This is a genomic window from Streptomyces ortus, from assembly GCF_026341275.1.
GTDB classification, from domain to species: Bacteria; Actinomycetota; Actinomycetes; order Streptomycetales; family Streptomycetaceae; genus Streptomyces; species Streptomyces ortus.
Window position 1 is genome coordinate 4277090 of sequence record NZ_JAIFZO010000002.1, and the last position, 24830, is coordinate 4301919.

Genomic DNA, 24830 nt, shown 5'->3' on the forward strand with positions numbered 1-24830 from the left:
CGGGGTCGCCCGGGTCGGCCGGGTTGTCCACAACCACACGGTTTTCCACAGGTCTCGCACCCCCCTCTTGACGCAGCCGCCGACAATGGTCACATTCATCAGTGTCAAGTTGCGGGCGCGTACGGCAGCCGGCTTGGAACGGACGGTGGCATGACCTCAGCAGTGGCCTCGCCAGGGGCCTCACCCGGTCCGCTCACCGCGGGGCTCGCCGGATTCGGGCGGGCCGCACCGGCTCGTGTGCGCCGGGGCGGTGGTCGCACGGCGAGGGCCGCACCGCCCAGAGCGCGTTCCGGCTGGACGACGACGTGCCGCATGTGCGGCGTAGGGCGGAGGACAAGTGAGCCGTGGTGAAGGGCAAGTGCCCCTCGGCGAAGGACGAGCGGCCCTCGCGGGCGCGCGTGAGCGCCGGGTGCGTACGGGCGGCGTCGAACTGTGTGTCGCCGAGTGGGGCGATCCCTCGACGCGGCCCACGGTGGTGCTCGTGCACGGCTATCCGGACTCCAAGGAGGTGTGGTCCGAGGTCGCCGGGCGCCTGGCCGAGCGCTTCCATGTGGTGCTGTACGACGTGCGCGGCCACGGCGGATCCACCGCGCCCCGGCCCCTGCGCGGCGGATTCACCCTGGAGAAGCTGACGGACGACTTCCTGGCGGTCGTGGACGCGGTCAGTCCGGACCGGCCGGTCCATCTGGTCGGCCACGACTGGGGGTCGGTGCAGGCCTGGGAGTTCACCACGGTCAAGCGCACGGAAGGGCGGATCGCGTCCTTCACCTCGATGTCCGGCCCCTCCCTCGACCACTTCGGGCACTGGATCAAGAAGCGCATGTCCCGCCCGACACCGCGCAAGGTCGGGCAACTGCTCGGCCAGGGCGCCAAGTCCTGGTACGTGTACCTGCTGCACACCCCCGCCCTGCCCGAACTGGCCTGGCGCGGCCCCCTCGGCAAGCAGTGGCCGAAGATCCTGCGCCGCCTGGAGAAGGTCCCCGCCGGGGACTATCCGACCTCGTCGCTGCCCAGGGACGCGGCCAACGGCGCGTGGCTGTACCGCGACAACATCCGTCCCCGCCTGGGCAGGCCCCGCGGCGACGCGTACGCGCACGCGCCCGTGCAGCTCATCACGCCCCTGGGAGACGCGTTCCTCTCCGAACGGCTCTACGACGATCTGGAGCAGTGGGTCCCACGGCTGGTGCGCCGCACTCTCCCGGCCAAGCACTGGATCCCGCGCACCCGGCCCGACCAGGTGGCCGCCTGGATCACCGAGTTCGTGACCTCGACGGAGGACGGACGGCCCGCGCCCGCGGTGAGCGGTCCGCACGCCGAGCGCTTCGGCGGGCAGCTCGTCCTGGTCACCGGCGCGGGCAGCGGCATCGGACGGGCCACCGCGTTCGCGTTCGCCGAGGCCGGCGCGCGCGTGGTGGCCGTCGACCGGGACGCGGAGAGCGCGGCACGCACCGCGGAGCGGTCCCGGCTCGTCGGCGCCCCGGAGGCCTGGGCCGAGACGGTCGACGTCTCGGACGAGCGGGCCATGGAGCAACTGGCCGCCAAGGTCGCCGCCGAGTACGGGGTGGTCGACGTCCTGGTGAACAACGCCGGGATCGGACTGTCCGGCTCCTTCCTCGACACCACCGTGGAGGACTGGCGCACGGTTCTCGACGTCAATCTGTGGGGTGTGATCCACGGCTGCCGGCTCTTCGGGAAGCAGATGGCGGAGCGCGGACAGGGCGGCCACATCGTCAACACCGCGTCGGCCGCCGCGTATCTGCCGTCGAAGGCGCTGACCGCCTACAGCACCTCCAAGGCGGCGGTGCTGATGCTCAGCGAGTGTCTGCGCGCCGAGCTGGCGGGCCAGGGCATCGGCGTCTCGGCGATCTGCCCCGGCTTCGTCAACACCGCCATCACCTCGACCGCGCGCTTCACCGGAGTGGACGCCGAGGAGGAGAAACGGCGCCAGAAGAGATCGGCGCGGCTGTACGGACTGCGCAACTACCCGCCGGAGAAGGTCGCCGAGGCCGTGGTGCGGGCCGTCGTCCGCAACCAGGCCGTGGTGCCCGTCACGGTGGAGGCACGAGGCGGCCGTCTCATGTCCCGTTTCACCCCCGGGGCACTTCGCGCGATCGCACGGATGGAGCCCCCGCTGTGAGAGAGCACCACGCCCTCACACCCCGCCGGCTCTCCTTCGACTCCGGCGCTGGACCGGACACCGGCCCGGGAGTGGCTGCTGCTCCGGTATGCGCGCCGGGTGGCCGGCAGTGCGGTGACGGCTCCGGTCGGCAGGGCGGGGAACCGGAAGGGCGGGGACTGTGACCGACGAGTCGGCCGGCGCCGCGTACCGGATCGAGGAGCTGGCGCACCGCAGTGGTGCCACGGTCCGGACGATCCGCGCCTACCAGGACCGCGGGCTGCTCCCCCGCCCGGAGCGGCGCGGGCGCGCGAACCTCTACGCGGACACCCATCTGGCCCGGCTGCGGCAGATCGCCGACCTGCTCGACCGCGGCTACACCCTGGCCTCGATCAAGGAGCTGCTGGAGGCCTGGGACGCGGGGCGCGGTCTGGGCGGCGTACTCGGACTGGTCGCCGAGGTCGACGGTCCGTGGACGGACGAGGAGGCGGTCCGTATCTCCCGGGCGGAGCTCGACGAACGGTTCGGCGGTCACCCGGACGACGCGGCGGTGGCCGAGGCGATCGCGCTGGGAGTACTCGAACGGATCCCGGGACAGGAGGACACGTTCCTCGTGCCGAGCCCCCAAGAGCTGGCCGTCGCCGCGGAGTTGTACGAGGCGGGCGTCCCGCTGTCCGCGATCTCCGGTCATCTGCGGGAGTTGAGGGGTCAGGTGGAGCACATCGCCGCCCGGTTCCTGGAGTTCACGGCCGAGCACGTCTTCGCCCGCTATCTCGGCGAACACCCGCCGAACGACACCGACGCCACGGAAGCAGCCGCGCTCGTACGCCGGCTCCGGCCGCTCGCCCGCCAGACGGTGGACGCCGAACTGGCGCGGGCCATGCAGCTGTTCGCCCATCGGCAGCTGCGTCGGCACCTCGGTGTGGAGCAGCCCCGAAAAGACCCGGAGGGGACGCGTACCGTGATCCTTCCGGCGGAGACAATGACCGCGGTGGAAGGGCTTGTCGGCGCGGAGCGGGCGGCCGAGTTCATCTCCCTGGCCGCTGAACGCGAGGTCAGGGCACGGGCCTTGGACGCATTGGTCCCATCCCGCTCTCAAACGACTGAAGTTGACGAACCAGCCTAAAGTGTCCACGAGTTGTCCACAGATTCCTCAACTACGCCTGTGGAAAACGTACTTGGCTGTGGATCAAACCTTCGGGTCAAAATCACCTGCGTGATCCGTGTCTCTTCAGGCACCCTGTCGGGATGAATGAGAGACCCAGGGACGAGAGGCGCACCGTCAAGGTGTCGAAGTACCTCTCGAAGCATCTGCGGCACCAGCCCGAACGGATCGGGCTGGTGCTCGACGACGGCGGCTGGGTCGAGATCGGCACGCTGATGACCGCGGCGTCGGCGCACGGCTTCCCGTTCACCCGGGACGAGCTCGACCACGTGGTGACCCACAACGACAAGCGGCGCTTCGCGATCGAGGGCACCCGGATCCGCGCCAGCCAGGGCCACTCCGTGGCGGTCGACCTGGGACTGCCGTCGGCGACCCCGCCCGCGTACCTCTACCACGGCACCGTCGCCCGCACTCTGGACGCGATCCGCGCCGAGGGGCTGCGGCCCATGGACCGGCACGACGTGCACCTCTCGGCCGACCGCGAGACGGCGGCCCGCGTCGGAGCGCGCCGCGGGCGCCCCGTCGTCCTCTCCGTGGACGCCGGCGCCATGCACCGCGACGGCCATGTCTTCACGGTCAGCGCCAACGGCGTCTGGCTCACGGCCACCGTGCCGCCGCGCTACCTGCGGTTTCCGGTCACGCGCTGAGGAGCGAGGGATCAGTGACCGCCGGCCCCGGGCGGTCCGCCGTGCCGCACGGCTGCGCTTAGGCTCTGCGGCATGAGTCTGCGCCTGAGCACCGTGATCCTGCCCTACCTCCGCTGGCACGAGGGAGGCCGTTCCACCTGGCAGCGGGCCGAGCAGCTCGGGTTCCACACCGCCTTCACCTACGACCACCTGGCATGGCGGACGTTCCGCGAAGGCCCCTGGTACGGCGCCGTACCGACGCTGACCGCCGCCGCGGGCGCCACCGACCGGCTCCGCCTGGGCACGCTGGTGACCTCGCCGAACTTCCGGCATCCGGTGGCCCTCGCCAAGGAACTGATCTCCCTCGACGACATCTCCGGTGGCCGGATCACGCTGGGCATCGGCGCGGGCGGCTCCGGTTTCGACGCCACGACACTGCTGCGCACCGGCGAGGAGCCCTGGACGCCGCGCGAGCGGGCCGACCGCTTCGGCGAGTTCGTGCCGCTGCTCGACCGGCTGCTCACCGAGGACACCGTGTCGTACGACGGCACGTTCTACTCGGCGCGTGAGGCGTACAACATCCCCGGCTGTGTGCAGCGCCCCCGGCTGCCCTTCGCGGTGGCCGCCACCGGACCGCGCGGCCTGAAGCTCGCCGCCGCGCACGGACAGGCGTGGGTGACCACCGGAGACCCGAAGCTCTTCGAGGCGGGCACCCCCGAGCAGTCGGTGGACGCCCTGCGCGGCCAGACGGAGAAGCTGGCCGCGGCGTGCGAGACGGCCGGGCGCGATGTGCGCGAGCTGGACAAGGTCCTGCTCACCGGCTTCACCCCGGACCGCGGACGTCCGCTGGAGTCCCTGGACGCGTTCGTCGACTTCGCGGGCCGCCATCTGGAGCTGGGCTTCACGGACATCGTGATCCACTGGCCCATCCCGGAGTCCGACTTCGCGGCGGACGAGAAGGTCTTCGAGCAGATCGCGCTGGAAGCGGTGGCCCAACTGGGCTGACGTCCGGTTGCGGGCCGACGCCGGTCCCCCGCGCCGTTCGCCACGCCCCTTGCGGGGTGCCCCCGCCCGGCGGCCCCCGGTCCGCAAAAGGGCAGGTGAAAGGTTACGTCACTCACATGTGCGGACCACCGCACGCCCGTGCGCGCATATGCGGGAGAATGACGGAGTGACCTCAGCGACCCGACGGCCCGGGATCCCGGCCTCCCCCCTCGCGCCCCGCCTGATCGCCACGGACCTCGACGGCACCCTCCTGGGCGACGACAAGTCCGTCTCACCGCGCACGGTGGCCGCCCTGGCCGCCGCCGAGGCGGCCGGCATCGAGGTCTTCTTCGTGACGGGGCGCCCGGCCCGCTGGATGGACGTCGTGAGCGATCACGTCCACGGCCACGGGCTTGCCATCTGCGGAAACGGCGCCGCCGTGGTCGATCTGCACGGCGGCCCCGGCGCCCACCGCTTCGTCAAGGTGCGGGAGCTGGCCCGGGAGAACGCCCTCGACGCGGTACGGCTGCTGCGCGACGCCGCTCCGGGCACCCTCTTCGCCATCGAGCAGACATACGGCTTCTACCAGGAGCCCGCGTACCCGAAGCTGCACCTGGAGGCTCCCGACACCGTCGCGCCCGCCGAGAAACTTCTGGCGCCGGACGCCCCGGGCGCCGACGAGCCGGTGCTCAAGATCCTCGCGTACCACCACGAGATCGCCCCGGACGACTTCCTGATGACCGCCCGGCTGGCCATCGGCGACCGGGCCGACGTGACCCGGTCCAGCCCCAGCGCGCTCCTGGAGATCAGCGGCCCCGGCGTCTCGAAGGCCAGCACCCTGGCGCTGTGCTGCGCCGAGCGCGGCATCTCGCACGAAGAGGTCGTCGCCTTCGGTGACATGCCGAACGACGTGGAGATGCTCACCTGGGCGGGCACGTCGTACGCGATGGGCAACGCGCACCCCGATGTGATCGCCGCGGCGTCCGGGCGTACGGCCGCCAACACCGAGGACGGCGTGGCTGTCGTGATCGAGCGGATACTCGCGGACCGCCGGTAGGAACGGACCGCGGCCCGCGGCGAACCTCCCGCGCGCCGGCCGCCGGCCCTCTTCCCGGGGTTACAGCCGGACGTCCCGCTCGGCGAGCCACTCGCGCGGATCGACTCCCGAGCCCGGCTGCGGCGTCAGGCGTACCTCGAAGTGCAGATGCGGGCCGGTCGAGTTGCCGGTCGTGCCCGACTGGCCGACCCACTGACCGGTGGACACCCGCTCTCCCTGCTCGACGGTGACGGCCGCCAGATGGGCGTACTGCGTGTAGTAGCCGCCCGCGTGCCGCACCACGACCTCGATGCCGAACGGGCCGCCGCACGACACCTTGACCACCCGTCCCCGGCCCACCGAACGCACCGGTGTACCGATGTCCACCGCGAAGTCCTGACCGGTGTGCCGGCTCGCCCAGCGTTCACCGCCGCTGCCGAACCCCGCGGAGAGCCCGTACGTCTCCACCGGGGGGATCCACGGCTGGGTGAAGTCCGTGTCCGGCTGGTCGAGCCGGACGGGCCCCCGGCACGCACCGGCGGCGGCCGAGGCGTCCGCCTGGCCCTGGAGTGTGCCCTGGGCCTCCGTCAGCTTCCGCTCGATGCCGCGCTTGATCCCGGCGAGTTCTTCGTTGCGCCGCTCCAGCGCCTGCCAGGCGGAGGCCGCCTTCGATTCGTCGGCCGCGAGCCTGTTCCGGGCCCGGCGGCTCTTGGTGACGGCGTGGTCGACCGCCAGATCCGCCTGCCGGACGGCTCGCTGACCGCGCATCAGCTCCTCGGGGCTGTCCGCCAGCAGCAGCCGGGCGGTGTACGGGAGCCCGCCGCCGCTGCGGTACTGGGCACGCGCGATGCGGCCGAGGTCCCCGTCCAGCGCCGCGGTGTCCCGCCGCTCCCGGTCGAGAAGCCGTTCCAGCCGCCTGGCCCGGCTCCGCTGTTCCTCGGCCTCGCGGCGCCCCGCCTCGTACCGCTGCGTCGCCACTGACGCCTCCTCGTACAGCCGCACGACCTCGGCGCCGGCCCCGCCGCCGCTGTCGGTGTCGGTGTGCCCGGTGGCCGCCGTGGGCACCGCCATCAGGACGGCCAGCGCGCACGAGAGCGCCGTGACGAGCGGGGGACGGCGACGTCGGCGTGAGCGCATGACACGAATCGTGTCGCGCGGGGACGGCTCCGGTCCTGTTCACGTCGTACACCTGGGGGAGCGGTGGGCACGGACGGAGCACTGCGCTGGGCCGAACAGGGGTCCCGCCGGAATCACTTCGGCGAGCCGCGCCGCACGTCCGTACGTACCCGCGAACGCCCGTACGTGCCCGCGAGCGCCCGCACGTGCTCGTGAGCGCCCGTCAGGACCTGCCCCGGACTCAGTACGGCGCCTCCCAGACCACCGACGTGCCGCCCGCGTCCTTCCCGGACCCCGGGCCGTACCAGCTGTCCCCGCCCAGCGACTCCGCGCGCCGCTTGAGGTTCTTCAGCCCGCTGCGCCGGCCGCCGTCGGGGATGCCGACGCCGTCGTCCGTGACCGTCAGACGTACGCCGGTCCCGTCACCCGGAAGCCGTACCGTCGCGTCCACGGTGACGTCGATCCGGGACGCTCCCGCGTGCCGGAAGGCGTTGGACAGGGCTTCGCGCAGGGCCGCGACGAGGTTCTTGGCCGTGAGCTCGCCGACCACCGTGTCCACCGATCCGACGAAGCGGTGCGACGGCTTGAAGCCGAGCGGTACGGCAGCCATGTTGATCTCCCGCAGTACGCGCGCCCGCAGCCCGGTCGGAAACTCCGCGGGTCCCTGCTGGAGCGCGAAGATGGCCGTACGGATCTCCTGGATGGTGACATCGAGTTCGTCGACCGCCTTGCCGACGCCCTGCCGCACCTCGGGCAGCACGGACCGCCGCTGAGCGCTCTCCAGCAGCATCCCGGTGGCGAACAACCGCTGGATGACGAGATCGTGCAGGTCACGGGCGATCCGGTCACGGTCCTCATAGACCGCGAGCTGTTCCCGGTCCCGCTGTGCCTCGGCCATCATCAGCGCGAGCGCGGCCTGGGAGGCGAACTGCGTCGCCAGGGTGCGCTCGGCATCCGTGAACGGGCGGGCGCCCGCCGCGCGTGCCATGACGAGGCTCCCCAGGACCCGGCCGCCGCTCCGCAGCGGAAGGAGCAGCGTCGGCCCGTAACCCCGCGAGAGGTCGGCGGACATCCGCGGATCCGAGGCCGCGTCCTCGACGAACACGGCCTTCCCCGCGAGGATCCGGCCCGCCACCGCGTTCTCGGCCGGCACGACGAGGCCCAGTGCCCTCGACGGGCTCTCGGAGGCGACGGCGACGATCTCCAGTCCGCCCGCCGCCGCGGGCAGGAGCACGAGCCCGGCCATCGAGTCGGAGAGCCGACGGGCCTGTTCGGCGACCACCTGGAGGGCTTCGTCGGCGTCTCCTCCGGAGAGCAGCGCGGTGGTGACGGCCACGGATCCGTCGATCCAGCGCTCGCGCCGTCTGGCGGCCCCGTACAGGCGCGCGTTCCCCACCGCGATGCCCGCCTCGCGCGCCAGTACGCGCACCATGTCGAGGTCGTGCTCGCCGAACGGGCCGCCGTCGCGCTTCTCGGCGAGGTGGAAGGTGCCCACGCTCTCGCCCTGGACGCGGACGGGCACGGCCAGGAAGCCGGCCTCGGGCGGAGGGCAGGTCCCCCCGGCCCCGGCGGTCTCCTCGTACCCGTCCGGCAGCCGCCCGATCCATCGGACCGCCTGTCCGTCGATGTCCTCGCCCACGCGCTCGGCGAGGCCGTCCCCGCACTCCGCCGTGAGCCCGACCGCCGCGTACCGCGCGTCCGCCAGCTCCGCCGCGGTCTCGCAGATCCGCTCCAGGGTGGACCGCAGCCGCAGACCGCTTCCGACCGCCCGCATCGCTTCCAGCAGCCGCGGTACGTCGGCTGGATTCGGGACGCCACCGGGGCCCGGCTCGACTGACATGCACCGAGCCTAGTTAGTCCCATTTGTCAGGTAAAGTCGAGCGTGTGCGGAACCGTCACCGCGCGAAACCCTCACCGCGCCAGTCCTCACCGTGCGAAGGCCGGCATCTCCGTGCGGCGTTCCCGCTCGGACATCTCCCGCAACGGCCCCGCCGCACGCACCAACTCGTCGTACGCGCCCCGCTGCACCACCTGCCCGCCGGCCATGACGATCACCTCGTCCACCGCTTCGAGGCCCGCCAGCCGGTGCGTGATCATCAGCGTCGTACGCCCCTCGGTCGCGGCCAGCAGATCGGCGGTGAGGGCGTCTGCGGTGGCCAGGTCGAGATGCTCGGCGGGCTCGTCGAGCACCAGCACGGGAAAGTCCGCGAGCAACGCGCGGGCGAGCGCCAGCCGCTGCCGCTGCCCGCCGGACAACCGGGCCCCGTGCTCCCCGATCAGCGTGTCGATGCCGTCGGGCAGGCCGTCGGCCCAGTCGAGCAGCCGCACCCGTCCCAGCACGTCCCGCAGCGCGGAGTCCGTCGCGTCCTTCCGTGCGAGCAGCAGATTCTCGCGCACCGAGCTGTCGAAGAGATGCGCGTCCTGCGCACAGAGTCCGACCAGCCGCCGCACATCGTCACCGTCCATGCCGTACGCGTCCACGCCCCCCAGCGTGTACGTCCCCCCGTGCGGGTCCAGGAAGCGCAGCAGCACCTGGGCCAGCGTCGTCTTGCCGGATCCTGACGGCCCGACGACGGCGGTCCGGCGCCCGCGTTCGAGCACCAGGTCCACCCCGGCGACCGCGTCCCGCTCCTGTCCCGCGTATCGGGCGGCCAGCCCCTTCACCACGACCGGGAACGGCGACGCGGGCGCCTCCGCGGGCCGCTCCGGTTCCCGTACGGGGTCGGGCGCGTCCAGGACCTCGTACACGCGCTCCGCGCTCTTGCGCACCCGCTGCCGGTACTGGGCGGCCAGGGGCAGTCCCAGGACGGCCTCGAAGGCGGCCAGGGGGGTGAGGACGACAACGGCCGCCGCCACCCCGGCGAGTCGTCCGTCGACGACCGCCTGGGCGGCCACGAACGCCGCCGCCGTGACGGTGAGGCCGGAGATCAGCGCGGTCAGTCCGTCGCCGAGCGCGGTGGCGGTGGCGGCGCGCGAGGTGATGCGCGTGAGGTCCGCGTCGGCCTTCCGTGCCTCGGCGGTACGGGCGGGCAGCGCGCCCGCGACGGTCAACTCGGCCGTTCCCGTGAGGAGATCGGCCACCCGGGTCGCCAGTACGCCGCGTGCCGGTGCCAGCCGGCGCTCGGCGCGACGCGCGACGGCGCCGGTCACCAGCGGAACGCCCACGCCCGCGGCCAGCAGCCCGACGGCGAGAACGGCACCCGCCTCGGGGAGCAGCCAGGCCGTGAACCCGACCGCACCGGCGGACACGACGGCCGCCGCGGCGGCGGGCAGCAGCCAGCGCAGCCAGTAGTCCTGCAGCGCGTCGACATCGCTGACGAGCCGGGAGAGCAGATCGCCGCGCCGGGTGGTGCGCAGCCCCGCAGGCGCCAGCCGTTCGAGGCGCCGGTACACGGCGACCCTGGTGTCGGCGAGCATCCGCAGCACCGCCTCGTGCGACACCAGCCGCTCGGCGTACCGGAAGACGGCCCGTCCGATCCCGAAGGCCCGTGTGGCCGTCACGGCGACCATCAGATGGAGCACGGGCGGCTGCTGTGAGGCCCGGGAGATCAGCCAGCCCGAGGTGGCCATGAGGCCGACGGCGCTTCCGAGCGCGAGACTGCCGAGCAGGAGGGCCAGCGCGAGCCGTCCCCGGCGCGGCCCGGCCATGGCACGGACACGCGCGAGCACGTCACCACGCTTCTGGGGAAGCGGGGCCGCCTTCTCGTTGCCCGCCGTGGGCACGGACGCCACCGTGTCGGAGCGACCCGGCCGCGCATCGCCGGGCGCCGCGGCGGCCCGGTCCGCCGAAGCCGCCGGTTCCAGGCGCACCACGCGGTCGGCCACGCCGAGCAGGGCCGGCCGGTGGACGACCAGAAGGACGGTCCGTCCGACGGCGAGGCGCCGGACCGCCTCCACCACCTCGGCCTCGGTCGCCCCGTCGAGCGAGGCGGTCGGCTCGTCCAGCAGCAGCACCGGCCGGTCGGCGAGGAACGCCCGGGCCAGGGCGAGCCGTTGGCGCTGCCCGGCGGAGAGTCCGGCACCGTCCTCGCCGAGGAGCGTGCGCGCACCGTCGGGGAGCGCGTCCACGAACTCCAGGGCCCCGGCGTCGGCCAGTGCCGCCCGCACCGCGGAGTCGTCCGCCTCCGGCCGCGCCAGCCGTACGTTCTCGGCGACGGACCCGGCGAACAGATGGGGCCGCTGCGGCACCCAGGCGAGGTGCGAACGCCATTCCTCCAGGTCGGCTTCCGCGAGGTCGACTCCCCCGACCTCGACCCGCCCCTCCGTGGGCCGGACGAAGCCCAGCAGCACGTTGAGCAGAGTCGTCTTGCCCACTCCGCTGGGGCCGACGAGCGCCACCGTCTCTCCGGGCCGGACCGCGAAGGACACGTGGGACACCGCGTCGGACGACCGCTCGGGATAGCGGACCGTCACTCCCTCGAAGCACAGCTCCCCGGCGGCGGGCACGACACCGGACCCGGACTCCCGTACCGGCGTCTCCAGGACCGAGAAGATCTCCTCGGCGGCCGACAGCCCCTCCGCCGCCGCGTGGTACTGCGCCCCGACCTGGCGCAGCGGCAGATAGGCCTCGGGGGCGAGGATCAGGACGACCAGTCCGTCGTACAGCGCCATCTCGCCGTGGACGAGGCGCATTCCGATGGTCACCGCGACCAGGGCGACCGAGATCGTGGCGAGCAGTTCCAGCGCGAAGGACGAGATGAAGGCGATCCGCAGGGTCCGCATGGTCGCCTGCCGGTACTCCCCGGTGATCCGCCGGATGGACTCCGCCTGCGCCTTGGCCCGTCCGAAGACCTTGAGGGTGGGCAGCCCCGCGACGACGTCCAGGAAGTGGCCCGAGAGCCGGGACAGCAGCCGCCACTGCCGGTCCATCTGGGACTGCGTGACCCAGCCGATGAGCATCATGAAGATCGGGATGAGCGGAAGCGTGCCGACGATGATCGCCGCCGACACCCAGTCCTCGGTGACGATCCGCGCCAGTACGGCGACGGGCACGACCACCGCGAGCCCCAACTGCGGCAGATAGCGCGAGAAGTAGTCGTCGAGCGCGTCCACTCCGCGCGTGGCGAGCGCGATCAGTGAGCCTGTCCGCTGTCCGCTCAGCCACTCCGGACCGAGCGCTCCGGCCCGTTCCAGCAACCGTCCGCGCAGCTCCGACTTGACCGCAGCACTCGCCCGGTGCGCCGCGAGTTCGGTGAGCCAGGAGATGAGCGCGCGACCGATCGCGACAGCCGCCAACAGGAGCAGCGGCGTGCGGAGTTCAGCCGTCGACAGTCCGTGCTGGAAGGCGCCGACCACCACTTCGGCGATGAGCATGGCCTGCGCGACGACCAGCCCCGCTCCCACAACGCCCAGCCCCACGACCGCCATCAGGAAGAGACGGGTGGCACGGGCGTAGCGAAGAAGTCGCGGGTCGATCGGTTTCACGTGAAACACACCCTTGGGTCAAGCCGGCGTGTTTCACGTGAAACACACCTTCTTCTCATGGGGCATGTTTCACGTGAAACATGCCCCCGGATCTACGGGCTTCAGTGCACGGCGTCGGCAATGTGCTGGGTACCGATCCGCTTGCGGAACACCCAGTACGTCCAGCCCTGGTAGAGCATGACCACCGGTGTGGCGATCACCGCACACCACGTCATGATCTTCAGCGTGTACGGGCTCGACGAGGCGTTGGTGACCGTGAGGCTCCACTCGTCGTTCAGCGAGGACGGCATGACGTTCGGGAAGAGCGTCAGGAACAGCATCGCAATCGCGGCGACGATGGTGAGGCCCGACAGTCCGAACGCCCAGCCCTCACGTCCCGCCTGGTTCGCTCCGATCGCCGCGACCAGCGCGACGACCGCCACGACCAGCGCGACCAGACTCTTGGCGTCACCGTTCTCGACCTGCGTCCAGAGCAGGAAGACCAGCGCGAGCACGGCCGTCACCAGTCCGAGCCGCAGCGCCAGTCGGCGCGCCCGTTCCCGGATGTCACCAAGGGTCTTGAGCGCGGCGAACACCGCTCCGTGGAAGGTGAACAGCGTCAGCGTCACCAGGCCGCCCAGGACTGCGTACGGGTTGAGCAGGTCCGTGAGGCCGCCCACGTACTCGAAGTTCTGGTCGATCTTCACCCCGCGGACGATGTTGCCGAAGGCCACACCCCACAGGAACGCCGGGAGCAGCGAGGTCCAGAAGATCGCGTTCTCCCAGTTGCGCTGCCACTGCTCCTCGGGCCGCTTGGCCCGGTACTCGAAGGCCACTCCGCGCAGGATCAGGCAGACGAGGATGAGCAGCAGGGGCAGGTAGAAGCCGGAGAAGAGCGTGGCGTACCACTCGGGGAAGGCGGCGAAGGTCGCGCCTCCCGCCGAGAGGAGCCACACCTCGTTGCCGTCCCAGACCGGGCCGATGGTGTTGATCAGTACCCGCTTCTCGGTCCGGTTCCGGGCGAGCAGCTTGGTGAGAACGCCGATCCCGAAGTCGAAGCCCTCCAGGAAGAAGTAGCCGATCCACAGGACGGCGATGAGGACGAACCAGATGTCGTGAAGTTCCATGACTCAGCAGCTCCCTGGGCCTAGTACGAGAAGGCCATCGGCTTGTCGGCGTCCCGGGGGTCGCCGCCGATCTTCGTGGGCGGGTTGAGGTCGGCCTCGGTGAGCTCGGGTGGTCCGGCCTTGACGTACTTCGCGAGCAGCTTCACCTCGACGACGGCGAGGATCGCGTAGATCGTCGTCAGCACGGCCAGCGAGATGATCATCTCGGTCTGCGACACACCGGGGGAGACCGCGTCGCGGGTCTGCATGACGCCGTAGACGACCCAGGGCTGCCGGCCCATCTCGGTGAAGATCCACCCCCACGAGTTGGCGATCAACGGGAAGGCCATCGTCCAGACCGCCAGGAGCCAGTACAGCCGGGTGAGCCTGGAGCCGAGCGGCTTCCTGAGCAGCACCAGATGCGGTACGTCGTCCTCCCCCGTCCGCTGAGCGGCCGGCAGCAGGAACCTCTTGCGGGTCAGCCACAGTCCCAGCAGGCCCAGGGAGAAGGACGCCATGCCGAAGCCGATCATCCAGCGGAAGCCCCAGTAGGCGACGGGGACGATGGGCTTGTAGTCGCCGGGTCCGAACTTCTCCTGCTCGGCCTTGTTGGTGTCGTTGATGCCGGGCACGTACGAGTCGAAGTCGCTGTGGGCGAGGAAGGACAGGAGCCCGGGAATCTCCAGGGCCACCGTGTTGTGCCCCTTGTCGACGTCCCCATAGGCGAACACGGAGAAGGGCGCGGGCTCCTCGCCGTCCCACAGGGCCTCGGCGGCGGCCATCTTCATCGGCTGCTGCTCGTACATGACCTTGCCGAGGGTGTCGCCACTGATCGCGGTGAGGAGGCCGCCGACCGCCATGGTGACCAGGCCCAGCCGGAGCGAGGTCCGCATCACCGGGATGTGCTTCTTGCGCATCAGGTGGAACGCCGCGATGCCCACCATGAAGGCGCCGCCCGTCAGGAAGGCCGCCGAGAAGCTGTGGAACACCTGGTTGAGCGCCGTGTTCTGGGTCAGGACCAGCCAGAAGTCGGTGAGTTCGGCGCGCCCCTTCTTCTCGTTGATGCGGTAGCCGACGGGGTGCTGCATCCAGGAGTTGGCCGCGAGGATGAAGTACGCGGACAGCAGCGTGCCGATCGAGACCATCCAGATGCAGGCCAAGTGGATCTTCTTCGGCAGCTTGTCCCAGCCGAAGATCCAGAGCCCGATGAACGTGGACTCGAAGAAGAAGGCGATCAGGGCCTCGAAGGCGAGCGGGGCACCGAAGACGTCACCGACGAAGCGCGAGTAGTCGGACCAGTTCATTCCGAACTGGAACTCCTGCACGATCCCCGTGACGACACCCATCGCGATGTTGATCAGGAAGAGCTTGCCCCAGAACTTGGTGGCTCTGAGGTACTTCTCCTTCTCCGTGCGCACCCATGCGGTCTGCAGGCCCGCGGTGAGCGCGGCGAGCGAGATCGTGAGCGGGACGAAGAGGAAGTGGTAGACGGTGGTGATGCCGAACTGCCAGCGCGCTATCGTCTCCGGCGCCAAAGCCAATTCCACGTCGTCAACTCCTTACGTCGCCGTGGTTACCGCGGCGGTTTGCCCTGCTTGCCCCAGACCTCCAGGGAGCAAATAGGACGCGCTTGTGAACGCGTTCACATTCACAAGCAATTATGACGCATGGCCGTTCGAGAGGTGACAGGCGGGGGCACCCAGCTGCGGACCTCGCCGCGTGGAACGCAAAGCCGCAGCTCAGGGGGGTCCGGAGAGCTCGGGACGAGACGAACACCACAAGGCCCCGGCACCCCGCGAACCTGGGATGCCGGGGCCTTGATCAACAGCCTCAGTCGACGGTTCGGCTAGATCTCCTTGCGGAAGCCCTCCGCCGTCATCAGAAAGATGTCGTTGGCCTCGGTCTCGCCCACCGTCACCCGGACACCCTCGCCCGCGAACGGCCGGACGACGACCCCGGCCTGCTCGCACACGGCGGCGAAGTCGACCGTGCGCTCCCCGAGCCGCAGCCACACGAAGTTCGCCTGGGTGTCCGGCACCGTCCAGCCCTGGCCACGCAGCGTCCCGACGACCCGGGTGCGCTCGGAGACCAGCGAACCGACCCGGCCGAGCAGCTCGTCCTCGGCGCGCAGCGAGGCGACCGCCGCGTCCTGAGCGAGCTGGCTCACCCCGAAGGGCACGGCCGTCTTGCGCAGCGCCGCCGCCACCGGATCATGAGCGATCGCGAAGCCGACCCGCAGCCCGGCGAGACCGTACGCCTTGGAGAACGTCCGCAGCACGCACACGTTCGGCCGGTCCCGGTAGAGCTCGACGCCGTCCGGCACCTCCGCGTCGCGCACGAACTCGCGGTACGCCTCGTCGAGGACCACCAGGACATCGGCCGGCACCCGGTCGAGGAATCGTTCCAGCTCGGCCCGGCGCACCGCCGTACCCGTGGGGTTGTTGGGGTTGCAGACGAAAATCAGCCGCGTCCGGTCGGTGATCGCGTCCGCCATCGCGTCGAGGTCGTGGACGTCCCCCGGCGTCAGCGGCACCTGGACCGGCGTCGCCCCGCTGACGCGGGTGATGATCGGGTACGCCTCGAAGGACCGCCAGGCGTAGATCACCTCGTCACCCGGTCCCGAGGTCGCCTGCACCAGCTGCTGGGCGACGCCGACCGAGCCGGTGCCGGTGGCCAGATGCGTCAGCGGCACCCCGAACCGGTCCGCCAGCTCGCTCATCAACCCCGTGCACGCCATGTCGGGGTAGCGGTTGAAGGCACCGACCGCCGCGCTGACGCTCTCCAGCACTCCCGGCAGCGGCGGATAGGGGTTCTCGTTGGAGGACAGCTTGTAGGCCACCGGACCGTCCGAGACCGCCGCGGGCTTCCCGGGCTTGTACGTGGGAATACCCTCCAGCTCGGCTCGCAGCTTCGGGCTCGTCTCGCTCACCGCAGTCCTCCTCGTGACCGTCTCCGGCTCATCACCACCACCGGCTACCAATACTGCTCACCTTAAGAGGATTCGAAGCCGCTGAGTACGGCCCGGGACCGACCTCCCGGCCGGCGGCGAGGATCCGTGTGCGCACTCCCGGGCATCACCGCACGAAGGCGTACGAAAGAGGGGGCGCGCCGCCGGTCACAGTTCGCGCTGGTGGCTCGCGCCGTGGCGCGCATCCCTCGTGCAGGTGAGTTGAGACCTCTTCGAGACATGGCCCCTTTGGCAGGCTCATGCGCGCCGACAAGTGACGTACTGCCATTGAATCGGTCAACCCTCTTGCTTTCCAAGGCAGTTAGCTATTGATGATCATGCAGAAACGTGCCTGTCAACGAGTGCATATGCGTCCGCACTACCCCACCACATGAGCCCTACTATCGGCTCGCCATGACAGCAGCAGGGAAGCACCAGGTGAGCCGGTCGGATACCTCTCGTCGAGGAAACCGGCCGGGCCGGGCGGGCATCAGAGACGTGGCCGCGGCCGCCGGAGTCTCCATCACGACGGTCTCCGACGCCCTCAACGGCAAGGGACGGCTCCCGGACGCCACCAGACGCCATGTCCGCGAGGTCGCCGATCGGCTGGGTTACCGGCCCTCCGCGGCGGCCCGAACCCTCCGTACCGGCAAGTCCGGCCTCATCGGCCTGACCGTGACGACCTACGGGGACGAACCCTTCACCTTCACGGAGTTCGCGTACTTCGCGGAGATGGCCAGAGCCGCCACCTCGGCCGCGCTCGCCCGGGGCTACGCCCTGGTCATCCTCCCGGCGACCTCGCGCCACGACGTGTGGTCGAACGTGGCCCTGGACGGGACGGTCGTCATCGACCCTTCCGACCAGGACCCGGTCGTCAGCGAACTCGTCCGCCAGGGCTTACCGGTGGTCTCGGACGGCCGCCCGGCCGGCACGCTGCCGGTGACCGCCTGGGTGGACAACGACCACGAGGCCGCTGTCCTGGGCATCCTCGACCACCTGGCCGCCGCCGGAGCCCGCAGAATCGGCCTGCTGACCGGGACGACCACGGACACGTACACCCATCTCTCCACGACGGCGTACCTGCGCTGGTGCGAGCGCGTGGGCCAGGATCCTGTGTACGAGGCGTATCCCGCGCACGATCCGTGCGCGGGGGCGGTGGCCGCCGACCGGCTGCTCGCCCGGCCCGACCGGCCCGACGCCGTCTACGGACTCTTCGACCCGAACGGCACCGATCTCCTCGCGGCGGCCCGGCGCTACGGCCTGCGCGTACCGGACGACCTGCTTCTCGTGTGCTGCAGCGAGTCCACGGTCTACGCCAACACCGAACCGCCCGTCACGACGCTCTCGCTGAAACCGAGACGAATCGGCACGGCCGTGGTCCAGCTCCTGATCGACGCCATCGAGGGGGTCGAATCGGACCAACCGGTCGAGCAGGTGATACCGACGGAGCTGATCGTGCGCACCTCCTCCGAGCGACGGCCGCCGCGGACGACCGTCAGTCCGCCGAGGTCTCCGGAGCAGGGGTGACCTCGGACGCGGAAAGCCCCTCCCAATTCGGGAGAAAACCACGGTGAACTGGGGTTCTGCTCCGATTCACCACCCCTGGGTCATCACATGGCGCGATCCGCATTCCTATGATGGGCGGACGACACCGCGGGCCGCTGCGACCAGGCAGTCCGACGCGGTGCAGATGCGGCGCGATGGTGGTGGAGGGGTCGATGACTCAGGGGGCCGGTCAGGGACCCGAGATGCGGACGCCGACGGTGCGCGACTTCCGCGTACCGGCGTATGTCCACGAAGCCGGTCCGTACGCGCAGCCACCCGGACCGCACCCGGCACCGCCCGGGCCGTACGACCGGCCGGCCGAACCGTACGACCGCTCCACCGAGCCGTACGACCAGGCCGCCGACCCGTACACCGGGCCTGCGGAGCCGTACGTCCGATCCGGTTCCTACCCGGGCGGGCCGCCGCACAGCGAGGCCGGCGTCCCCGCCGCCGAACCGGAGGGCTACACACCGACCGAGCGCGATCTGCCGGTCATCAACCGCGGTGACACGGTTCAGATGCCGGTCGACCCCGAGACCGGGCAGCTTCCGCAGCCGGAGGAGGGACCGGGTCCGCTGTACGTCGTCGGTGACGTGCACGGGTACCTCGACGAACTCGTCTCCGCGCTGCACGAGAAGGGGCTCATCGACCTCGAAGGCCGCTGGGCGGCCGGGACCTCCCGGCTGTGGTTCCTCGGTGACTTCACCGACCGCGGGCCCGACGGGATCGGCGTCATCGACCTCGTGATGCGCCTGTCCGCGGAGGCCGCCGCGGTCGGCGGCTACTGCAAGGCGCTGATGGGCAACCACGAACTGCTGCTTCTGGGCGCCAGGCGGTTCGGGGACACCCCCGTCAACTCCGGGGCGGGGACCGCCACCTTCCAGGCCGCCTGGCTGCTCAATGGCGGCCAGAAGACCGACATGGAGCGTCTCCAGGACCACCATCTGCAGTGGATGGCCCGCCTGGACGCGATGGAACTGGCGGACGGGCATCTGCTCGTGCACTCCGACACGACCGCCTATCTCGACTACGGCGACTCCATCGAAGCGGTCAACGACACCATCCGGGAAACCCTCACCCGCAATGACGCGGACGAGTGCTGGGACCTCTTCCGCAAGTTCACCAAGCGCTTCGCGTTCCGCGACGACGGCGGTGCGCAGGCGGTCCGTTCCTTGCTGGAGACCTACGGCGGTTCACGCATCGTGCATGGTCACAGCCCCATTCCCTACCTCCGCGGCGAGGTCGGCTCGGAGGACGGGGACAATTCGCCGCCCCTGGCGGTCGAAGAACCTCATGTGTACGCCGACAAACTCGCGATCGCGATGGACGGCGGCGTGACCATGGCCGGAAAACTGCTGGTCCAGCAGCTACCCCTGGACAGCTGAGCGTTCCCGGGCACGCGTCCTTCGATGGAGGACGCGTGCGGTCCGGGAGCAAATTCTGGAAACCCCCTGTCACCCCGTGCCGTCATCGCTCTACCATCGGCTTATCCGTAGCAGGCTCCCCTCCGTTTCTGCCCGACGGCTCGTCACCATGCCGAGTCACCCAGCCCTACGGAGCATCGGGGGATGCACATGAACAGCGTTCCGCAGCACCTGCTGAGCGAGGACCGCCAAGAGTACGAGCGGATCCTCGACGAGGCGCTGCGCTCCGCACCACACCGCCCGGAACTCGCCGCTGTCGGTCAGCGGCTCAACCCCGAACAACTGCGCACGATGGCGCTCAACGCCACGGCACTCATCACGGCCGCCGCGGCGAGCGAGTACCAGCACTATGTGAAGGTCCGCGAGGAACTGCGCCAGCCCACGCCGTCCGCCCCTCCCGTCCGCGAAGGGTCCGGCAGTTCCGCGGATCCGGGCACCAGCGCGGTGGGGCTCGCCACCGCCATGGGGGAAGTCGCCGAGACGGCAGGGGCCGGTGCCGCCGCGGTCGTCGCCGTGCTCGCCCCGGTCCTCGCCGGCACCGCCGCGGCGATCTTCCTGCTCGTCGGCTACATCCTGAAGATGCTCGACCCCGAACCGGGCATCGCGGGGACCCTGCTCGGCACCGGCTGGGTCTTCGGCGCCATCACCGCGGTCTCGATCCTGGTCGCCGCCGTCTGCCTGCTGCTCGCCGCCCTGCGCAACGGCGCCAGCTCGCTCCAGGCCGGTGTCCACGGCGAACGGAGCGAGGAGGTCGCCCTCGCCAGGGAAGCGTGGCACGAAGCTCTCCTGGAGCGCGGTCTCATGCCGTTCCTCCGGGAAGCTCTGGCCGACCCGGGCACAGCGGCCCTCGGCCGTACGAAGCCGACGGAACCGATCAGCCGGATGCCGCAGCTCGGCTACAACCGCCCGGGCTTCAGCAGCCCCGACGGAGGTGCGGCGGCGGGCCCGCGCCCCAGCTACTCAAGTCCGGACTTCAGCAGCCCGGACTTCGGGGGCCCGGACCACGCGCCGGAGTAGGTGAGTCGAGAGGAGACAGCGCCTCTCCTTCGCCACCGGCCTCACCCGCGCGACGGACGGGCCGGATCACCGAGGTCCTGGAAATGATCGCCCAGGACCTCGGCGTCACGGCACCACGACCGGTCGGCCGGCTGTCAGTCGGCCATGGGCAGATAGACCCGGTTGCCCGCCGCGGCGAACTCCTTCGACTTCTGGAGCATCCCGTCGGCGACCTCTTCCGGCGAGGCCCCCGCGGCAGCCGTACCGCCGAACTGCTCGTTGATGCTGTGGCTGATCTTCATCGAGCAGAACTTCGGACCGCACATGGAGCAGAAGTGCGCCGTCTTGGCCGGTTCGGCCGGCAGGGTCTCGTCGTGGAACTCGCGGGCGGTGTCCGGGTCCAGGGCCAGGTTGAACTGGTCCTCCCACCGGAACTCGAAGCGGGCGTCCGACAACGCGTCGTCCCACTCCTGCGCGCCCGGATGCCCCTTGGCGAGGTCCGCCGCGTGAGCCGCGATCTTATAGGTGATGACGCCCGTCTTGACGTCGTCGCGGTTGGGCAGGCCCAGATGTTCCTTGGGCGTGACGTAGCAGAGCATCGCCGTGCCCCACCAGGCGATCATCGCGGCACCGATACCGGAGGTGATGTGGTCGTACGCCGGGGCGATGTCCGTGGTCAGCGGGCCGAGCGTGTAGAATGGAGCCTCCTCGCAGATCTCCTGCTGAAGGTCGATGTTCTCCTTGATCTTGTGCATCGGGACATGTCCCGGCCCCTCGATCATGGTCTGCACGTGGAAACGCTTCGCGACCTTGTTGAGCTCCCCGAGGGTCCGCAACTCCGCGAACTGCGCGGCGTCGTTGGCGTCCGCGATCGACCCGGGCCGCAGCCCGTCGCCGAGTGAATACGTGACGTCGTACGCGGCGAGGATCTCGCAGAGCTCCTCGAAGTGCTCGTACAGGAACGACTCCTTGTGGTGCGCCAGGCACCACGCCGCCATGATCGAGCCCCCGCGCGAGACGATGCCGGTCTTACGGTTCGCGGTCAGCGGGACGTACGGCAGCCGCACCCCCGCGTGGACGGTCATGTAGTCCACGCCCTGCTCGGCCTGCTCGATGACCGTGTCCTTGTAGATCTCCCAGGTCAGTTCCTCGGCGCGCCCGTCGACCTTCTCCAGCGCCTGGTAAAGGGGGACCGTGCCGATGGGGACGGGGGAGTTGCGCAGTACCCACTCCCGCGTGGTGTGGATGTTGCGGCCGGTCGACAGGTCCATCACCGTGTCGGCGCCCCAGCGCGTCGCCCACGTCATCTTCTCGACTTCCTCCTCGATGGAGGAGGTGACCGCGGAGTTGCCGATGTTGGCGTTGACCTTCACCAGGAACCGCTTGCCGATGATCATCGGCTCGATCTCGGGATGGTTGACGTTGGCCGGCAGCACGGCCCGGCCCGCCGCGATCTCCGCACGGACGACCTCGGGTTCGACGTTCTCCCGGATGGCCACGTATTCCATCTCCGGCGTGACCTCGCCCCGCCGCGCATAGGCGAGTTGCGTCACCGCCTGCCCGTCACGGCTCCGGCGGGGCAGCCGGGGACGCCCCGGGAAGACCGCGTCGAGGTTGCGCAGTCCGCCGCGGGGCGAGGTGTGCTTGATTCCGTCGTCCTCGGGGCTCACGGGACGGCCCGCGTACTCCTCGGTGTCGCCACGGGCGATGATCCAGTTGTCGCGCAGGGCTGCCAGACCCCTGCGTACATCGGTGTCGACGACCGGATCGGTGTACGGGCCCGAGGTGTCGTAGAGGGTGACCGATTCACCGTTGGTGAGATGCACCTGACGGACCGGCACCCGCAGATCGGGGCGCGAGCCCGCGACATACGCCTTGTGCCAGCCGATGGACTTCGCGGGGCCGGACTCCCCGGTAGCGGATTCCTCGGTAGCGGACTTTCCGGTTGCGAACTTTCCGGTTGCGGAATCCCCGACTGGGGGCTTTCCGGCTACGGACTTTCCGGTTTCGCCGTTTCCGGGCGAAGCAGCTGCCCCGCCCGACTGGCTGGAGGCAGGCGTGCGTACGTCCTTGTTGGTCATGAGACCTACTCCCTACGCCGGCATTACCCGGTAACAGGTTCGGCGGTCGACGCAGCGTTTCCCGTCCGGCGATGTTCCACGTGAAACATCGCGGATACGGAGGTCAGCGCCCTCTCAGCCCGGTGCTCCGAGCTCCCGCGTGTGCAAAGGTGCTTCCACGCTAGCGTCACAATGGGCGCGGTGAACAGTGGGCCCCTCCCGTTCTTGCGATGATCGGTCGGTGACCACGACGCAGCAGCCCCCACTTCCGCCGCCCGAACCGCCCCACGGACACGGCCACGACGGCCACGGTCATGGGGAAGGATCCGGCCACGGAGCCCACGGCCCCGGCGGGGGTGGCGGAGGCAATCGGCCCGGTGGGGGCAGCGAAGGAGCCACCGGCGGCGGGCACGGCCACTCACACAGTCATGGCCCCGCGGCCCCTGTCTCCATGCACCTGCGCAAGATCATCGCTGCTGTGCTGATTCCTTTCGCCGCAGCGGTCGTTGTCGGTCTCGCGGTGCTCTGGCCGGGCGGCGCCCCTGGACACGAGCGCACGGGCGTCGGCTTCGACCGGCAGACCCAGCAGGCCACCGTGACCAAGCTCGACCAGGTCGACTGCAAATCTGTGAACGCCTCGGGCGGGACGCCGACCGGCGACACCTCGACAGCCGAGGGCTCGGCGGCGCAGCAACAGGCATCGGGCACCTGCAAGAAGGCGACGATCCGGGTCGACTCCGGCAAGGACAAGGGCCGTACCTTCACGGAGATCGTCCAGCCCGACTCCTCACGCCAGTTGGAACAGGGCCAGGAGGTGATCGTGGCGTACGCGCCCGACGCCCCCAAGGAGCTCCAGTACTCGGTCACCGATGTGAACCGCAAACTCCCCATGGCGCTGCTCGCCGGCATCTTCGCCCTCGCCGTGGTCGTGGTGGGCCGGATGCGCGGTGTCATGGCGCTGATCGCGCTGGCCGTCAGCTTCTTGATCCTGACGTTCTTCATCCTGCCCGCGATTCTGCAGGGTTCGAATCCGCTGGTCGTGGCGGTGGTCGGGGCCAGCGCCATCATGCTGATCGCCCTCTACATGTGCCACGGCCTCTCAGCGCGGACGTCGGTCGCCGTACTGGGCACGCTGCTGTCCCTGGTGCTGATCGGGCTGCTCGGCTCACTGTTCATCGACTGGGCCGCGCTGACCGGCAACACCGACGACAACACCGGCCTGATCCACGGTCTCTACCCGTCCATCGACATGAGCGGTCTGCTGCTCGCGGGTGTCATCATCGGTTCGCTCGGAGTGCTCGACGACGTCACCGTGACGCAGACGTCGGCGGTCTGGGAGCTGCACGAGGCCAACCCGACGATGGGCTGGCGCGGTCTGTACCGCGCGGGCATCCGCATCGGCCGTGACCACATCGCGTCCGTGGTCAACACGCTTGTCCTCGCCTACGCGGGCGCGGCACTGCCTCTGCTGCTGCTCTTCTCCATCGCGCAGAGCAGTGTGGGGACGGTGGCCAACAGCGAACTGGTGGCCGCGGAGATCGTCCGTACTCTCGTCGGCTCGATCGGACTGGTCGCCTCGGTGCCGGTCACGACCGCTCTCGCGGCCCTGGTGGTCTCGGCGGACCGACCGGGCGACGCCGCCCCGGCCCGGCAGCCGCAACAGCCGCAGGGGCAGGCGCAGCAGCCTCAGTCCGGCGCGAAGGCCCCCCTGCGCGGGGGGAGTGGCCGCCGCCGCAAGCACTGAAGCCGGCGCGACACCGGGGCGGTCGGCGGGAAGCGTCACCTCGCGTCGGCCGCCCGCGGTCGCCTCACCCCGCGCTCTGCTCCTCCGCCAGGATGCGGTCCAGGGCCTCGTCCAGGTGCGTGTCGAAGTCGGCCAGGGAACGCTCCTGGCCCAGCGGAACCAGCCGGTCCGTACGGTCGAGGAACGCCAGCAGAGGCGCCGTACCACAGCGGAACAGGGCCTGGTCCACGCCCACCTGGAGCCGGATCAGCACATCGCCGAAACTCTCGGAGTCCGAGGGAGTGATGTGCACGTCTCCGTCCCCGCACGGCCGGCCCACCCCGTCGATCAGCAACTCCCGGCCGAAGGCCCAGGTCACCGGAGCGTCGCCGGGCAGGTGGAAGGTCAGACGCACGGCATAGGGATCACAGGTCTCGTAACGCAGCTCCACCGGGATGCGGAAGGAGAGCTCCTCCGAGACGACGAAGCTCATCATGACCTCTGCCTGTACTACCGACTCGCGCATCGCCTACCCCGTCGTTTGCCGTCCATGGCCGGGAATCGTCCACCTAAACACTTCTGG

At 70.4% G+C, this 24830-nt stretch carries 17 protein-coding genes; 9 read left to right on the plus strand and 8 right to left on the minus strand.

The features are described from left to right. Window positions 1–337 precede the first annotated feature (337 nt). The 5 genes from K3769_RS22220 to K3769_RS22240 all read left to right on the plus strand — a co-directional run bounded on the left by K3769_RS22220 (window position 338) and on the right by K3769_RS22240 (window position 5948). Entirely contained in the window at window positions 338–2137 is a 1800-nt protein-coding gene (locus K3769_RS22220; RefSeq protein WP_267028122.1) for an SDR family oxidoreductase, read from the plus strand. 160 nt (window positions 2138–2297) lie between these two features. Then, the gene (locus tag K3769_RS22225) at window positions 2298–3242 is read left to right on the plus strand and encodes a MerR family transcriptional regulator (protein WP_267028123.1); all 945 of its coding nucleotides are present in this window, start codon (window positions 2298–2300) and stop codon (window positions 3240–3242) included. 122 nt (window positions 3243–3364) lie between these two features. Beyond that, window positions 3365–3928 carry an RNA 2'-phosphotransferase gene (locus tag K3769_RS22230; RefSeq protein ID WP_267028124.1) on the plus strand — a complete coding sequence of 188 codons (564 nt, stop codon included), beginning with the start codon at window positions 3365–3367 and terminating at the stop codon, window positions 3926–3928. 72 nt (window positions 3929–4000) lie between these two features. After that, window positions 4001–4912 carry an LLM class flavin-dependent oxidoreductase gene (locus K3769_RS22235; protein WP_267028125.1) on the plus strand — a complete coding sequence of 304 codons (912 nt, stop codon included), beginning with the start codon at window positions 4001–4003 and terminating at the stop codon, window positions 4910–4912. A gap of 148 nt (window positions 4913–5060) precedes the next feature. Next, a complete protein-coding gene (locus K3769_RS22240) occupies window positions 5061–5948 on the plus strand; it encodes an HAD hydrolase family protein (protein ID WP_267028126.1) in 888 nt (295 codons plus the stop codon). 60 nt (window positions 5949–6008) lie between these two features. Here the strand turns inward: K3769_RS22240 and K3769_RS22245 are convergent, their stop codons facing one another. The 6 genes from K3769_RS22245 to hisC form a co-directional block, all read right to left on the minus strand. Then, complete coding sequence (locus K3769_RS22245; protein ID WP_267028127.1) at window positions 6009–7064, minus strand: peptidoglycan DD-metalloendopeptidase family protein; 1056 nt, start codon at window positions 7062–7064, stop codon at window positions 6009–6011. A 220-nt stretch (window positions 7065–7284) separates the two neighbouring features. Then, entirely contained in the window at window positions 7285–8883 is a 1599-nt protein-coding gene (locus tag K3769_RS22250) for a sensor histidine kinase (RefSeq protein WP_267028128.1), read from the minus strand. Window positions 8884–8969: 86 nt separating this feature from the next. Then, window positions 8970–12467 carry a thiol reductant ABC exporter subunit CydD gene (cydD, locus tag K3769_RS22255; protein ID WP_267028129.1) on the minus strand — a complete coding sequence of 1166 codons (3498 nt, stop codon included), beginning with the start codon at window positions 12465–12467 and terminating at the stop codon, window positions 8970–8972. Between the two features lie 101 nt (window positions 12468–12568). Continuing rightward, on the minus strand, window positions 12569–13573 hold the full coding sequence (gene cydB / locus K3769_RS22260; protein ID WP_267028130.1) for a cytochrome d ubiquinol oxidase subunit II: 1005 nt from the start codon (window positions 13571–13573) through the stop codon (window positions 12569–12571). A 20-nt stretch (window positions 13574–13593) separates the two neighbouring features. Next, complete coding sequence (locus K3769_RS22265) at window positions 13594–15099, minus strand: cytochrome ubiquinol oxidase subunit I (protein ID WP_267028131.1); 1506 nt, start codon at window positions 15097–15099, stop codon at window positions 13594–13596. A 299-nt stretch (window positions 15100–15398) separates the two neighbouring features. Next, window positions 15399–16481, minus strand: a complete 1083-nt coding sequence (gene hisC / locus K3769_RS22270) for a histidinol-phosphate transaminase (RefSeq protein ID WP_267028132.1) — start codon at window positions 16479–16481, stop codon at window positions 15399–15401. A 432-nt stretch (window positions 16482–16913) separates the two neighbouring features. On the opposite strand from hisC, the gene K3769_RS22275 reads away from it, so the two are divergent. From K3769_RS22275 to K3769_RS22285, 3 genes are all read left to right on the plus strand, one after another. After that, window positions 16914–18026 carry a LacI family DNA-binding transcriptional regulator gene (locus tag K3769_RS22275; RefSeq protein ID WP_267028133.1) on the plus strand — a complete coding sequence of 371 codons (1113 nt, stop codon included), beginning with the start codon at window positions 16914–16916 and terminating at the stop codon, window positions 18024–18026. A gap of 176 nt (window positions 18027–18202) precedes the next feature. Beyond that, window positions 18203–19429 (plus strand): metallophosphoesterase, encoded by a 1227-nt coding sequence (locus tag K3769_RS22280; protein WP_267031495.1) that lies wholly within the window; start codon window positions 18203–18205, stop codon window positions 19427–19429. 183 nt (window positions 19430–19612) lie between these two features. Beyond that, window positions 19613–20485, plus strand: coding sequence for a hypothetical protein (locus tag K3769_RS22285; protein ID WP_267028134.1), 873 nt, complete (start codon window positions 19613–19615; stop codon window positions 20483–20485). Between the two features lie 134 nt (window positions 20486–20619). Here K3769_RS22285 and thiC read toward each other — a convergent pair whose 3' ends face one another. Then, window positions 20620–22545: a phosphomethylpyrimidine synthase ThiC gene (thiC, locus tag K3769_RS22290; RefSeq protein WP_267028135.1), complete on the minus strand. Its 1926-nt coding sequence runs from the start codon at window positions 22543–22545 to the stop codon at window positions 20620–20622. A gap of 220 nt (window positions 22546–22765) precedes the next feature. Here thiC and K3769_RS22295 point away from each other — a divergent pair, with 220 nt between their 5' ends. Continuing rightward, window positions 22766–24268, plus strand: a complete 1503-nt coding sequence (locus K3769_RS22295; protein WP_267028136.1) for a YibE/F family protein — start codon at window positions 22766–22768, stop codon at window positions 24266–24268. A 64-nt stretch (window positions 24269–24332) separates the two neighbouring features. On the opposite strand, the gene K3769_RS22300 is transcribed toward K3769_RS22295, so the two are convergent. Further along, window positions 24333–24773, minus strand: coding sequence for an SsgA family sporulation/cell division regulator (locus tag K3769_RS22300; protein ID WP_267028137.1), 441 nt, complete (start codon window positions 24771–24773; stop codon window positions 24333–24335). Window positions 24774–24830: the final 57 nt, after the last annotated feature.

Excerpts from the sequence above, each read along its gene's own strand:
- K3769_RS22285 (WP_267028134.1), top strand. The coding sequence starts at position 19,613 with ATGCACATGAACAGCGTTCCGCAGCACCTGCTGAGCGAGGACCGCCAA.
- K3769_RS22300 (WP_267028137.1), bottom strand. The coding sequence starts at position 24,773 with ATGCGCGAGTCGGTAGTACAGGCAGAGGTCATGATGAGCTTCGTCGTC.
- K3769_RS22230 (WP_267028124.1), top strand. The coding sequence starts at position 3,365 with ATGAATGAGAGACCCAGGGACGAGAGGCGCACCGTCAAGGTGTCGAAG.
- cydB (WP_267028130.1), bottom strand. The coding sequence starts at position 13,573 with ATGGAACTTCACGACATCTGGTTCGTCCTCATCGCCGTCCTGTGGATC.
- K3769_RS22245 (WP_267028127.1), bottom strand. The coding sequence starts at position 7,064 with ATGCGCTCACGCCGACGTCGCCGTCCCCCGCTCGTCACGGCGCTCTCG.
- thiC (WP_267028135.1), bottom strand. The coding sequence starts at position 22,545 with ATGACCAACAAGGACGTACGCACGCCTGCCTCCAGCCAGTCGGGCGGG.
- K3769_RS22250 (WP_267028128.1), bottom strand. The coding sequence starts at position 8,883 with ATGTCAGTCGAGCCGGGCCCCGGTGGCGTCCCGAATCCAGCCGACGTA.
- K3769_RS22240 (WP_267028126.1), top strand. The coding sequence starts at position 5,061 with ATGCGGGAGAATGACGGAGTGACCTCAGCGACCCGACGGCCCGGGATC.
- K3769_RS22275 (WP_267028133.1), top strand. The coding sequence starts at position 16,914 with ATGACAGCAGCAGGGAAGCACCAGGTGAGCCGGTCGGATACCTCTCGT.
- K3769_RS22235 (WP_267028125.1), top strand. The coding sequence starts at position 4,001 with ATGAGTCTGCGCCTGAGCACCGTGATCCTGCCCTACCTCCGCTGGCAC.